At 71.5% G+C, this 12377-nt stretch carries 10 protein-coding genes; 6 read left to right on the top strand and 4 right to left on the bottom strand.

The features are described from left to right. Positions 1-360 precede the first annotated feature (360 nt). The 3 genes from AB0D31_RS06725 (at position 361) to AB0D31_RS06735 (ending at position 5125) form a co-directional block, all read left to right on the top strand. Positions 361-738 carry a hypothetical protein gene (locus AB0D31_RS06725; RefSeq protein ID WP_362717967.1) on the top strand — a complete coding sequence of 126 codons (378 nt, stop codon included), beginning with the start codon at positions 361-363 and terminating at the stop codon, positions 736-738. Between the two features lie 594 nt (positions 739-1332). Beyond that, complete coding sequence (locus AB0D31_RS06730) at positions 1333-3942, top strand: TIM-barrel domain-containing protein (RefSeq protein WP_362717970.1); 2610 nt, start codon at positions 1333-1335, stop codon at positions 3940-3942. Between the two features lie 193 nt (positions 3943-4135). Further along, positions 4136-5125 carry an MDR family oxidoreductase gene (locus tag AB0D31_RS06735; protein ID WP_362717973.1) on the top strand — a complete coding sequence of 330 codons (990 nt, stop codon included), beginning with the start codon at positions 4136-4138 and terminating at the stop codon, positions 5123-5125. Here AB0D31_RS06735 and AB0D31_RS06740 read toward each other — a convergent pair. Beyond that, the gene (locus AB0D31_RS06740; RefSeq protein WP_362717975.1) at positions 5115-6200 is read right to left on the bottom strand and encodes a TetR/AcrR family transcriptional regulator C-terminal domain-containing protein; all 1086 of its coding nucleotides are present in this window, start codon (positions 6198-6200) and stop codon (positions 5115-5117) included. The genes AB0D31_RS06735 and AB0D31_RS06740 overlap by 11 nt on opposite strands. A 213-nt stretch (positions 6201-6413) precedes the next feature. On the opposite strand from AB0D31_RS06740, the gene AB0D31_RS06745 reads away from it, so the two are divergent. Beyond that, positions 6414-7523 (top strand): FAD-dependent monooxygenase, encoded by a 1110-nt coding sequence (locus tag AB0D31_RS06745; protein WP_362717978.1) that lies wholly within the window; start codon positions 6414-6416, stop codon positions 7521-7523. A gap of 100 nt (positions 7524-7623) precedes the next feature. Here AB0D31_RS06745 and AB0D31_RS06750 read toward each other — a convergent pair whose 3' ends face one another. Both AB0D31_RS06750 and AB0D31_RS06755 read right to left on the bottom strand, forming a co-directional pair. Then, positions 7624-8607 (bottom strand): DMT family transporter, encoded by a 984-nt coding sequence (locus AB0D31_RS06750; RefSeq protein WP_362717981.1) that lies wholly within the window; start codon positions 8605-8607, stop codon positions 7624-7626. After that, positions 8604-9635 (bottom strand): phosphatase PAP2 family protein, encoded by a 1032-nt coding sequence (locus AB0D31_RS06755; RefSeq protein ID WP_362717984.1) that lies wholly within the window; start codon positions 9633-9635, stop codon positions 8604-8606. Before AB0D31_RS06755 ends, AB0D31_RS06750 begins: the two co-directional genes overlap by 4 nt. Before the next feature lie 171 nt (positions 9636-9806). On the opposite strand from AB0D31_RS06755, the gene AB0D31_RS06760 reads away from it, so the two are divergent. After that, a complete protein-coding gene (locus AB0D31_RS06760) occupies positions 9807-10406 on the top strand; it encodes a TetR/AcrR family transcriptional regulator (protein WP_362717986.1) in 600 nt (199 codons plus the stop codon). Positions 10407-10518: 112 nt separating this feature from the next. Here AB0D31_RS06760 and AB0D31_RS06765 read toward each other — a convergent pair whose 3' ends face one another. Continuing rightward, the gene (locus tag AB0D31_RS06765; RefSeq protein ID WP_362718237.1) at positions 10519-11298 is read right to left on the bottom strand and encodes a DeoR/GlpR family DNA-binding transcription regulator; all 780 of its coding nucleotides are present in this window, start codon (positions 11296-11298) and stop codon (positions 10519-10521) included. A gap of 157 nt (positions 11299-11455) precedes the next feature. On the opposite strand from AB0D31_RS06765, the gene AB0D31_RS06770 reads away from it, so the two are divergent. Further along, a complete protein-coding gene (locus AB0D31_RS06770; RefSeq protein WP_362717989.1) occupies positions 11456-12340 on the top strand; it encodes an SIS domain-containing protein in 885 nt (294 codons plus the stop codon). Positions 12341-12377 lie beyond the last annotated feature (37 nt).

Below are 12377 nucleotides of genomic sequence, written 5' to 3' on the forward strand. Positions count from 1 at the left end.
GCGCGCCCCACCCGTTCGCGCGCCCGTTGTGAAGGGGGTGTGTCGCCGTCGGCAGCGGGGTGGAACACGGCCGGGGGAGAGCGATTACGATCCGGGCTCATGAGCACCTCGGATCAGGAACAAGTGGCGGACGCGGCTCCGGAGGCGCCCCGACCGAAGGAACGGGCGATACCCGGCCGGACCAAGACTGGGGTGTCGGCTCGCTCCGGGCTCGGCGGGGCGGTGACTTCGGAGGAGTCCGTAGTCTCGGCTCGCGCCGGGGAGGCAGGTCCCGCGGCTCCCGGGCATGGGGCTTTGGAGAAGCCCGTAACCCCTGCTGGCGTCGGAGAGGCAGATTCCCGGGGCCCGGAGCATGGGGCTTTGGAGGAACCCGTAAACCCCGCTGGCGTCGGAGAAGCAGATTCCCGGGGCCCCGATCACGCGGCCCCGGCCGACGCTCCTACGCCCGCCAACTCGCCAGGCCCCGCTGAGCCCCTGGCCGGCGGCATGGCGCCTCGGCAGGCGCGGCTGGTTCGGATGGTCGCCGCCGGTGTGCTCATGGCGGCGATGGGGGTGATCCTCGTCGTGCGCCTGGCCACGCGCTCCTCCGTACTCGTCGTCGGTGTGTACGGGATCGCTCTCATCCTGTGCGGCGTGGTCATCGAGCTGAGCCGCAACGGGCGTACGCGTCTCGGGTCCTGGCTCCTCGTGGTGGGCCTGGCCGCGGCGTTCGGCATGGACTGGTTCGTTCTGCCCTGACCGTCCTGACCGTCCTGACCGTCCTGACCGTCCTGACCGTCCTGGCTGCCTGGCCCTCCTGAGTGGCCTCACCACCCTGACCGCCCTGACCGCCCTGACCGCCTGGCCGTCTTGAGTGGCCTTTGGGGCGTCACCGTCGTGGTTGCCTCTCAGTGGCCCGACGCCCTGCGGCGTGCTGCGCCGAGTTGCTCGTTCCGCGTTGACGGTCCCGGGCAACGTCCGCCCTGCGGCATGCTGTTCGGGCTGGTTTGTCCTGTCCCGCCGGCCTGGGACGCGCCCGCTCGGACGGTGCGCCGCCCGCGTGGTCCAGTTCGCCGTGCCGCGTAACCGCCGCGGGCTGCGCACGCACGCGCGCCACCTCGCGCCCCGCCCCGCGCGGCAGATCCGCCGACCGACCCTCCCCTCCCTCCGCCCGAGGCGTTGACATGTACCCACCCCACGGTGAATCTTGATGCTCGAAACTCCACGATTCCAAGCATGAACGCGCACTCTTCGCCCCGCTGTTGCTCGGTACGAACGGAGAACGAACCCTTGCGGACCCCCTGGCACAGCCCCCGCCCACCCCGACGACCTGCCCTCGCCGTCTTTGCGGCGTTGACACTCGCCCTCACTGCCCTGACCGTTCCCGCGGCCGCCCAGGCCGAGGCCGCGGCGCCGCCCGGCGGTGTGCTGGACGGCGGGACGAAGACCCTTACCTGGCAGAGCCCCGTCTATGAGAAGGGCACTGTCGACTCGCCCGACAAGTGCCCGCCGCCCGCGCAGGATCCCGACGGCGCGGTCTGCGCCCGCTTCGATCTCACCGTGCAGCCGCCGGCCGGCCAGTGGGACGACAACCCGGAGGGCGGTGTGCCCGTCTCGGTCCAATGGGGCACCCCCACCGACGACTTCGACCTGTACGTGTACGACGACGCGGGCAAGCAGGTCGCCTCCAGCGCCGGCACCGCCGACCCCGAGGCCACCGTCATCCCGAAGGCGTCGGGGACGTACCACGTGGTCGTCGTCCCCTACGACGTGCACCACAACTCCTTCACCGGCACCGCCTACCTGCCCGAGCCGACCGACGCCGGGAACCTCACCTCCTTCGCCGGCAAGGGCGGCACGTACGACATCGCGGCCGGCGCGCTCAAGGCCCGCGTGGACTTCTTCGCCGACGACACCCTGCGGCTGCGTGCCGCACCGGACGGCACCTTCACCGATCCGCCCGGCAGCCACATGATCCAGACGCAGCCAAAGCCGCAGAAGAACACCAACTCCTTTGACACGGGCGCCTATTACGGCATCCACAGCAAAGGCGTCGTCCTGCGCGTGTACAAAAAGCCGCTCCGTTTCGCGCTCTACAAGGGCGACAACAGGACCGTCGTCTGGTCCGAGGCCGACCCGCTGCGGTGGACCTCCGGCGGCATGCGCCAGAGCCTGACCCGCGGCGCCGACGAGCAGTTCTTCGGCGGCGGCGAGCAGAACGGGAGCTTCTCCCACCGCGACCAGGTCATGAACGTGGGCAACAACACCAACTGGAACGAAGGCGGCTGGAACAACTCCCAGCCCTTCTACATCTCCTCCGCCGGGTACGGCGTGTTCCGCAACACCTTCACCCCGGGCGTGTACGACTTCGGCCCCCGCGTGCGCACCGGCCAGCAGGAACGGCGCCTGGACGCCTACTACTTCACCGGTGACGTGAAGTCGGTCATCGGCAAGTACACCTCCCTGGTGGGCAAGCCGTTCATGCCGCCGGTGTACGGGCTCGAACCCGGCGACTCCGACTGCTACCTGCACAACGCCAACCGCGGCGAGCGCCACACCTTGGACGCGCTGAAGGTGGCCGACGGCTACACCCAGAACCAGATGCCGCTCGGCTGGATGCTCGTCAACGACGGCTACGGCTGCGGCTACGAGAACCTCGCCGAGACCGGCAAGGGCCTCCAGGCCCACAACGCCCAGCTGGGGCTCTGGACCCAGGACGGCCTCGACAAGCTCGCCGACCAGGTCAAAGCCGGCCAGCGCGTCGCGAAACTGGACGTCGCCTGGGTCGGCAACGGCTACGGCTTCGCCCTGAACGCCTGCGACCAGGCGAAGGCCGGCATCGAGGACAACAGCGATGCCCGCGGCTTCGTGTGGCTGCCCGTCTCCTGGGCCGGCGCCCAGCGCTGCGGCGTGCTGTGGAGCGGCGACCAGAAGCTCAGCTGGGACTACCTGCGCTGGCAGATCCCCACGTACGCGGGCGCCACGCTCTCCGGCATCGCGTACAACACCGGCGACGTCGGCAGCATCTTCGGCCACGACCCCAAGATGTACACCCGTGACCTGCAGTGGAAGGCGTTCCTGCCCGCCATCATGACGATGGACGGCTGGGCCAAGGACCTCACCACCGGCAAGGCCGCCGATCAGCAGCCCTGGCTCGACGGCGAGCCGTACGCCTCCATCAACCGCAAGTACCTCCAGCTGAAGGAGCGGCTCATCCCGTACATGTACGGGCTCTCCAAGGACGCCACGCAGACCGGCGTCGGCGCGGTCCGCCCGCTCTCCCTGGAGTACCCGGACGACCCCAACACCCTGGGCGCCAACGCCAAGTACGAGTTCCTCGCAGGCCCGGACTTCCTGGTGGCGCCCGTCTACAGCGACACCAGCGTCCGTGACGGCATCTACCTGCCCAAGGGCACCTGGACCGACTACTGGACGGGCAAGACCTACCAGGGCCCGACGACCATCGACCACTACGCCGCCCCGCTCGACACCCTTCCGCTCTTCGTGAAGAGCGGCTCGATCGTGCCGATGTGGCCCAAGGGCACGACGTCCTGGCAGACCCGGAACAAGGGCGAGCTGGACTACGACATCTACCCGCGGCTCGGCAGCTCCTCCTACACGCTGTACGAGGACGACGGCGTCACCCGGCAGTTCAGCAAGGGCGCGTCGGCCACCCAGCGGGTCGAGGTCACCTCGGCCGGACGTGCCTCGGTCATCAACGTCGGTGCCAGCACGGGCAGTTACCAGGGCAAGCCGGCCACCCGAGCCTACCGTCTCACCGTCCACGGCAAGGCGGCCCCCGGGGTCGTCGCGCTCGGCGGGAAGCGGCTGCACCGGTACGGCTCCGCGGCGGAGCTCGCCTCGGCGGGCTCGGGGTGGTACTTCGACCCCGCGACCGGCGCGACGGAGGTGAAGACGCCGTCGCAGCCGACCGGTCACGCCTTCTCCGTGCAGATCGCGTGAGCGTGACGTGACGCTTGAGCGCGACCATCAGCGCGTCCTGAGGTCCTGAGGTCCTGAGGTCCTGACGTCCGTCACCTGGTCGGGGGCCGTACCGTGAGCCGTCCGGTGCGGCCCCTCCGCACGCGTGCGACGCGGGCTGGGGCAAGATCGGCGTACGGCTGAACAGGCACCCGACTGCCAGGAGAGCGATTCGATGTCATTCCGCGCCATCCGTGTGAGCAAGGACGACGAGCAGGGCCACCACGCCGAGACCGTCACCCTGGAGGAGAACGACCTCCACGAAGGCGATGTGACCGTCGCCGTGGACTACTCGACCGTCAACTACAAGGACGGCCTCGCGCTCGCCCACGGCAAGGGCATCGTGCGGAGCTATCCGCTGGTGCCGGGCATCGACTTCGCGGGCACCGTCGAGTCGTCCACGCACGCGTCGTTCGTGCCCGGCGACAAGGTGGTGCTCAACGGCTACGGCGTCGGCGAGGCCCACGACGGCGGGTTCGCGCAGAAGGCCCGGGTGAGCGGCGACTGGCTGGTCCCGCTGCCCGCCGGGCTGACCACCCGGCAGGCGGCCGCGATCGGCACCGCCGGATACACCGCCATGCTCAGCGTGCTCGCCCTGGAGGACGCGGGCGTCACCCCGGGCAGCGGGGACGTGCTCGTGACCGGCGCGGCGGGCGGTGTCGGCTCGGTGGCCGTGACGCTCCTCGCCGGACTCGGGTACCGGGTGCTCGCCTCCACCGGCCGGCCCGCCGAGGGCGACTACCTGCGCGAACTCGGCGCCGCCGAGATCATCGACCGCGCCGAACTCTCCGCGCCGGGCCGCCCGCTCGGAAAGGAGCGCTGGGCCGGCGCCGTCGACTCGGTCGGCAGCCACACCCTCGTCAACGTCCTTGCCGGCACCCGGTACGGCGGCACCGTCACCAGCTGCGGCCTCGCCCAGGGCACCGGCCTGCCGGGCACGGTACTTCCCTTCATCCTGCGCGGGGTGACGCTGGCGGGCATCGACTCCGTGCAGGCCCCGATGGAGCGCCGCATCAGGGCGTACGAGCGGCTCGTCCGGGATCTCGACATGGCGCGCCTGGAGGCGATGACCACGCTCGTCGGCCTCGGCGAGGTGCCCGGCGTCGCGGAACGCATCCTCGCCGGACAGGTCCGCGGGCGCACCGTCGTGGACGTCAACGCCTGACCTGGGGCGCGGGGGCGGCGGGCCGCGGTCCGGCGGCGTCGGGTCCGCCGCTGCCCTGGGGCCCGGTGGCGCCTGGTCCGCCGCCGACCTGCGGTCCGGTGGCGCCTGGTCCGCCGCCGACCTGCGGTCCGGTGGCGCCTGGTCCGCCGCCCTCGACGATCCCCGCGAAGCCGTCGAGCAGCGGGCCGAGTCCGAACTCGAAGAGCGCGTCGAAGCGGAGTTCGTACCCGTCGGCGAGGGCCGCGGTGACCCGGCTGAACACCGGGTACCTGCCGGACCTCACCAGCGCGTCGAGTGCGGCGGCCTGCTGCTCCATCCACCCCTCTTCGCTGACTCCCGTGGCGGCCGCGGCGTGGCTCTCCTGCTCCAGTCCGGCGGCGAGCCCCTGCACATAGCCGTACAGGAGCACATGGACGTCCATCACGGTGGCCGGTTCGAGGCCGTGCCCGTCGAGCGCGGCCAGCGCCCACTCGGCGTGCACCATCAGATTGGGGAGCAGCAACGGGCGTGTGAGCGGGGCGAGTTGGGCGAGCCAGGGGTGCTTGCGGAACAGTGACCACAGGGTCCGGCCGCCCAGTTCGAGCCGGGCCCGCCAGCCGTCCGGCGGCACGGCCGGATACCCCGCCTCGCCGAACGCGGTGTCCGCCATCAGGAGCACCAGGTCGTCCTTGCCGCGCACGTACCGGTACGGCGCCATCGCGGCGACCCCGAGCCGGGCGGCGACCCCGCGCATGGACAGCGCGCCGATGCCCTCGGCGTCAGCGATCTCCAGGGCGGCCCGCACGATCCGCTCCCGGGTCAGCTCATGCTCGGCGCCGACGCGCGGCGGCGGTTGCCTCCGTGGGGCGGCGTCGCGCTCGCTCACCACGGTGCCGACCCGGGGGATCGTCTCCACGACCCCTTCGAGACGCAGGGTGGTCAGCACCTTGGTGGCGGTCGCGAGCGCCACCCCCCACTCCTTGACGATCCCCCGGGTCGAGGGCACCCGGTCGCCCGGCGCGAGTTCACCGCTGGTGATCCGCCGCCGGATCTCGTCGGCGATGCGCCGATAGGGCGGCTCGTCTTCCCTTGCCATGCCGTTCGCCCTTCCCTCCGGGGCATCGGAAATTTTTCTCCCGCGGCCTCTCTGCCTGTACTAGTGCAGAGGCTAGCAGCGCGTACGAGGTCTTCCCCCACCGTGTCCTAGTGCAGACAGGGCAAGTTGGCCGTTGGTGGCGCTGAAAATACGCCGTACATTCAGGCTGTGTACGGGGTTTTCCCGTCGTCTCGTCCGACGAAGGAGTCAGCCATGAAGACCGTCCTCATCTCCGGCGCGGGCGTGGCCGGCTGCGCTCTCGCGTACTGGCTGCGCCGGCGGGGCTTCGAGGTGACCGTCGTGGAGCGCGCTTGCGGGGTGCGGCCCGGTGGACAGGCGGTCGACGTCAGGGGAGTGGCGCTCGACGTCGTGGAGCGGATGGGGCTGCTCGGCCGGGTGCGCGAGGCGGCCACCCGGATGCGGGGCATGTCCGTGCTCGACGCGGACGGCAACGAACTCCACCGGACCACGGAGGCCACCTTCAGCAGCGGCCGCCTCGACAGCGGAGACATCGAGCTGTTGCGCGAGGATCTGGTGGGAATGCTGGAGCAACTGGCGTCCGGTGAAGCCGAGTTCATGTACGGCGATCGTGTCACGGCGCTCGCTCAGGACGAGCACGGCGTCCGGGTCGACTTCGAGCACGGCCCGTCTCGCCCCTTCGATCTCGTGGTGGGGGCCGACGGACTGCACTCGGCGGTGCGCGCCCTCGTCTTCGGACCGGAGGAGAGGTTCTCGCACCACCTCGGCATGCGTCTGGCGATCTTCAGCGCGGAGAACTTCCTCGGCCTCGACGACTGGCAGCTGTGGCAGCGCGACGGCGACGCGGGATACGGGATCCATCCGGTGCGCGGCAACGCCGAGTTGAGGATCACCTTCGGCTTCGCGTCGGGCCCGCTCGACCCCGGGGCCCGGCACCCCGAGGCCCTGAGGCGGCAGGTCGCCGAGAGGATGGGCGCGTTGCGCTGGGAGCGGACCCGGCTGCTCAAGGCGCTGTGGGCCGCGCCCGACTTCTACGCCGACGCGATGGCCCAGGTCCACGTCGCCCCCTGGTCACGGGGGAGGGTCGTGCTGCTCGGGGACGCCGGGTACTGTGCCTCGCCGCTCTCGGGCCAGGGCACGAGCCTCGCACTCGTGGGTGCGTACGAACTCGCGGACGCGCTCGGCCGCGCGGGCGGTGACCACGGGCCGGCCTTCGCGCGGTACGAGGCGCGGCTGCGGCCCTTCGCGGCGCTCAACCAGGCTCTGGCCACGGAGAATCCGGGCGGGCCGGCGAGTGAGGCATCGGTGGAGCGCGCCAAGAACGCGTTCACGCTTGCGGACTGAGGCGCACCCGGCGCACCCGGCGTCCCCGGCGTCCCCGGCGTCCCCGGCGGGGGCGGGGTGAGGGCGGCTCCGGGGCCGCGGCCCGACGGGATCTGGGCGGTCAGGCCGTGATGTGCACGGCGGGCTCCGGGGAGGGGAGGTCCGCGGGCCGCGGCAGGGAGAGGTCTGCCGTCGGCAGAGGGAGGTCCGCGGCGACCGTCACGGGCAGCGTCGTGGGCACCGTCGTCGGGCGCTCCGCGCCGGGCGCGGCCGGCGTCGCGCCGGTCAGCATGATGACGCCGCGGGCCGCCACTCCCGCCGCCGCGGCGGCGGTCAGCCAGCCGAGCGGGCCACCGTGGAAGCTCTCACCGAGCAGCGCGACCCCGATCACCGAGGCCGCCGCCGGGTTGGCGAGGTTGACGACGGCCAGCGGGGCGGCGAGCCCGCCGCGGTAGGCCGCCTGCGAGAGCAGCAGACCGCCGACCGCGAAGGTCGCCACGAGCACCGTGAGCACAGTGGTCTGCCACCAGGTGAGGGGACCGGACGGCAGCTCCGTGGCGAGCGAGGCGGTGACCGTCTGGGTCAGCGCGGAGGCCACCGCCGAGGCGACGCCGGACGCGGTGGCGAAGCCGAGGCGGCCGCCGTGCGCGGAGTGCGCGCCGCTCCGTACCAGGAAGGCGAGGAGCAGCGCGGTCGCCGCCGTGATGGCGAGGGCCTCGCTCAGGCTGAGCGCGTCGCCGGGGCTTGCGGGCCCGGTGACCGCGATCAGGCCGGTGAGCCCGGCCAGCGTCCAGGCCGCGCCCCGCCACTCACGCCGTGTGACCCGGCGCCGCTCGTAGTACGCGGAGAGCGGCAGCGCGGCGACAAGGGTGAGCGCGCCCAGCGGCTGGACGAGAGTGAGCGGGCCGTAGTGCAGGGCGGCCACGTGCATGAGGGCGCCCGCGGCGTTGAGGCCGACCGCCCACCACCACAGCGGCCGGGCGAGCAGCTGGCCGACACCGCCGCCCCCTTGGGCGGCCAGCCGGGACTGGGCGACGGCGGCCAGCGCGTAGCCGGCGGCCGAGGCGAGCGAAAGCAGGATGGCGAGCAGTGCGGACTGGTTCATCGAACGGCCTCGGAGAGCTGAGGGGAGAGCCGGGGTGCGGGTGTGCGCGGGGAAGCGGACGCCTGCGGAGACTCCTCTGCGGTCGGCGCGAGGGGCGCGGCCTGGAACGCGGGTGCTCGCTCGGGCAGCGGCATGCGCGCGGGGACCTGGACGGCCTGGAGGGTGGATGCGGCGGCTGCGGCAGCTGTATAGGCGGCCTGCGGGACGGCTGCGGCGGCTGCATGGGCGGCCTGCGGGGGCGTTGTACGGCGGAACCGCTTGGATGCCGCAGGCAACTGTGTGAGCCGCTTCGGCGCCGGCACGAAGTACAGCACCGCACTCAGCAGAGCGGTGGCCACGATCGCGTCCAGCCAGTAGTGGTTGGCGGTGCCGACGACCACGAGCAGCGTGAGCAGCGGGTGCAGCAGCCACAGCCAGCGCCAGCGGCTCCGGGTCGCCGTGATCAGTCCGATGGCGACCATCAGCGCCCAGCCGAAGTGCAGCGAGGGCATCGCCGCGAACTGGTTGGCCATGGCGTCGGTGTCCGGCGTCGCCGCGTACACCGAGGGGCCGTAGACCTGCGCGGTGTCGACGAGCCCGGCAGTGGTCAGCATGCGAGGCGGCGCGAGCGGGACCGTGATGTGCAGCACCAGGGCGGCGGCGGTCAGCCCGGCGAGCACCCGGCGCGACCACAGATAGTGGCCGGGGCGGCGCAGGTACAGATAGACGAGGAAGGCCACCGTGGCGGGGAAGTGCACCGTCGCGTAGAAGGTGTTGGCGACCTTCACCAGGGTGTCGCCGTGCAGCAGCAGATGCTGTACGGACCCCTCGCCGGGCAGATGCAGCGCGCGCTCCCAGCTCCACACGCGGTCGGCGTTGTCGAAGGCGCTCGCCTCGTGTCCGTTGGCCAGCTGACGGCCGAACTTGTACACGAGGAAGAGCGCGGTCACGAGCAGCAGCTCGCGCACCAGGGGCGGCCGGGAAGCGGTCGTCTCCGGTCCGGCGGGACGGGTCTGGCGACGCGCCCCCGTGGTTATACCGGCAAACATTCTCCGGCCCCTTTGAACCTGGATCGATACGTGGGAAAAACATAAGCAAACGTAGGAAGGCTAGATCCAAACTCATCGAGACGCAAACGTCTCGATACGTTTGCGTCTCGATTGAGCGGAGCCTACTCTCGTACGTGCAGGAGTGCCGCTTGTTTTTCTCCGGAGGGAACGATGTCGACACAGGCCGCCACGGCCGCTGCCCGCCGCAGCAAGATCAGCCCCGAGCGGGAGCTGGAGCTGTACGACGCGGTGCTCGACCTGCTCAGAGAGGGCGGCTACGACTCCGTGACCATGGAGGGCGTCGCCGCGCGCACCAAATGCGGCAAGGCGACGCTGTACCGGCAGTGGAAGAGCAAGCCGCTCCTGGTCACGGCGGCGCTCAGCGCGAGCCGCTGCTCGTTCTTCTCCGGCATCGACACCGGGACGCTCGCCGGTGATCTGCGCGAGGCGGCCCGTGCGGTCGGCCGGCGTGAGGGGCGTGACACCGAGCTGATGGAGGCCGTCGGGCAGGCCTACATCAAACACCCCGACCTGCGTGAAGCCCTGCGCGAGACGGTCCTCAACCCAGAGATCGCCGCACTCGACGCGATGCTCGCGCGCGGCGTCGAGCGCGGCGAGGTCGCGGCCGGTCATCCGGCACTCGGTTACGTCGCCCCCATGATCATGGGCATGCTGCGCGTCGAGCGGCTCTTCGAGGACCGATTCCGCGGTGAGGACACCTTGCTGGGACTCCTGGAGTCGGTGATCTTCCCGGCGCTGAGCATCGGCTGACCCGGGCCAACCCCCGGCTCAACCGGCCCCCGGGCTCAACCGGCCCCCCCCCCGCTCAACCGGCGGCGCTGACAACTCAACCGCCCGCGTCCGAAAGGCGGTTGACGGCGGATCAGACCGCGACGACCGTCACCCCGGCCTCGGTGAACCGGGCCGCCATCTCGTCCGACACGGATGTGTCCGTCACCAGCGTGCCCACCAGCGATGTCGCGCAGATCCTGGCGAAGGTCCGCTTCCCCAGCTTCGTCGAGTCCGCCGCCACCACGACCCGGTCCGCCCGTTCGCACAGCAGCCGGTTGATGCCGGCCTCGTCCTCGTCGTGCGCCGAAGCCCCGTGCGTCACGTCGAAGGCGCCGACGCCGAGCACCGCCACATCCATCGTGATCTGGTTCAGGACCCCGCCCGCGAGCGGCCCCGTGAGTTCGTAGGACTGCGGGCGGGCCACCCCGCCCGTCACCACGATCTTGAACTGCGGCCGCACCGCGAGCTCGTTCGCGATGTTGAGCGCGTTCGTCACGATCGTCAACGCCGGTGAGCCGTGCGACAGTTCGGGGCGCACGGCGAGTGCCCGGGCGACCTCGGTGGTCGTGGTGCCGCCGGTCAGGCCGACCGCCTCGCCGGGAGCGATCAGATCCGCCACGGCCTTCGCGATCCGCTGCTTCTCGGACGCCTGCCGCGCCGTCTTGTAGCGCAGCGGCAACTCGTAGGAGACGCCGTGCACCAGGGCGCCACCCCGGGTGCGTACGAGCATCTGCTGCTCGGCGAGCTGGTCGAAGTCGCGGCGGATCGTCGCGGCCGATACCCCGAGGGCGGTCGCCGCCTCGTCGACGTCGAGGCGGCCCTGCTCCACGAGCAGCACCAGAAGCGTCTGCCAGCGGGCGTCACGCGACATCCGCATCCCCGTTCTTCGTACCGGTAACCGTCCGTAATGACCTTAGCGCACGCCAAAATGCTTGATCGTGCTCGAAATCAAGCTATATTTTGCAGAAACAAGCACTACGGTGCGCACCATTCAGAGGCCCGCAACATTCAGAGGGTGGGAGCCCGGCATGAGCCATGTCGAGAACGAACTGAGCAGCCAGCCCGAATGCTGGAAGCGGGCGGCCGACGCTGCGGTCCAGCACAAGGACGCCCTGCCGGCCGCCGGCGAACGCGTCGCCGTCGTCGGCTGCGGAACCTCCTTCTTCATGGCGCAGGCCGTCGCGGCGCTCCGCGAGAGCGCGGGTCTGGGCGAGACCGACGCCTTCGCCGCCTCCGAATTCCCCGCCGCCCGCACCTACGACCGCGTCGTGGCCCTCACCCGCTCCGGCACCACCACCGAAGTCCTCGACCTGCTGGCCCAGGTGCGCGACCGCACCCGTACCACCGCCATCACGGCCGACCCCGCCACGCCCGTGATGCGGGCCGCCGACGACATCGTCGTCCTTGACTTCGCGGACGAGGAGTCCGTCGTCCAGACCCGCTTCGCGACCACCGCCTTCACCCTGCTCCGCGCCCACCTCGGGCTGCACACCGAACAGGCCGTCGCCGACGCCCGCACCGCCCTGGCCGATCCGCTGCCCCAACGGCTGGTGGAGGCAACCCAGTTCAGCTTCCTCGGCCGCGGCTGGACCAACGGCCTCGCCCAGGAGGCCGCGCTGAAAATGCGCGAGGCGTCACTGTCCTGGACCGAGGCCTACCCGGCGATGGAGTACCGCCACGGCCCCATCAGCATCTCCACCACCACGACGGCCACCTGGATGTTCGGCGAAGCCCCCGAAGGTCTCGCCGGCCAGGTGGCCGCCACCGGCGCGCTGTGGATCGAGGGCCGCCTCGACCCGCTCGCCGAACTCGTCCGCGCCCAGCGCCTCGCCGTCGCCGTCGCAGCCGCCCGCGGCCTCGACCCGGACCGGCCGCGCCACCTCACCCGTTCGGTGATCCTCGACGGCGCCTGAGCGCGCGCCGCCGCCCGAGACCGAACGGCGCGACCCC

It is taken from the genome of Streptomyces sp. NPDC048361 (assembly GCF_040651795.1).
GTDB lineage: Bacteria > Actinomycetota > Actinomycetes > Streptomycetales > Streptomycetaceae > Streptomyces.

Coding starts and splice junctions, on each gene's coding strand:
- AB0D31_RS06740 (WP_362717975.1), bottom strand. CDS start 6,200: ATGGCAAGGGAAGACGAGCCGCCCTATCGGCGCATCGCCGACGAGATC.
- AB0D31_RS06755 (WP_362717984.1), bottom strand. CDS start 9,635: ATGTTTGCCGGTATAACCACGGGGGCGCGTCGCCAGACCCGTCCCGCC.
- AB0D31_RS06765 (WP_362718237.1), bottom strand. CDS start 11,298: ATGTCGCGTGACGCCCGCTGGCAGACGCTTCTGGTGCTGCTCGTGGAG.
- AB0D31_RS06750 (WP_362717981.1), bottom strand. CDS start 8,607: ATGAACCAGTCCGCACTGCTCGCCATCCTGCTTTCGCTCGCCTCGGCC.
- AB0D31_RS06760 (WP_362717986.1), top strand. CDS start 9,807: ATGTCGACACAGGCCGCCACGGCCGCTGCCCGCCGCAGCAAGATCAGC.
- AB0D31_RS06770 (WP_362717989.1), top strand. CDS start 11,456: ATGAGCCATGTCGAGAACGAACTGAGCAGCCAGCCCGAATGCTGGAAG.
- AB0D31_RS06745 (WP_362717978.1), top strand. CDS start 6,414: ATGAAGACCGTCCTCATCTCCGGCGCGGGCGTGGCCGGCTGCGCTCTC.
- AB0D31_RS06735 (WP_362717973.1), top strand. CDS start 4,136: ATGTCATTCCGCGCCATCCGTGTGAGCAAGGACGACGAGCAGGGCCAC.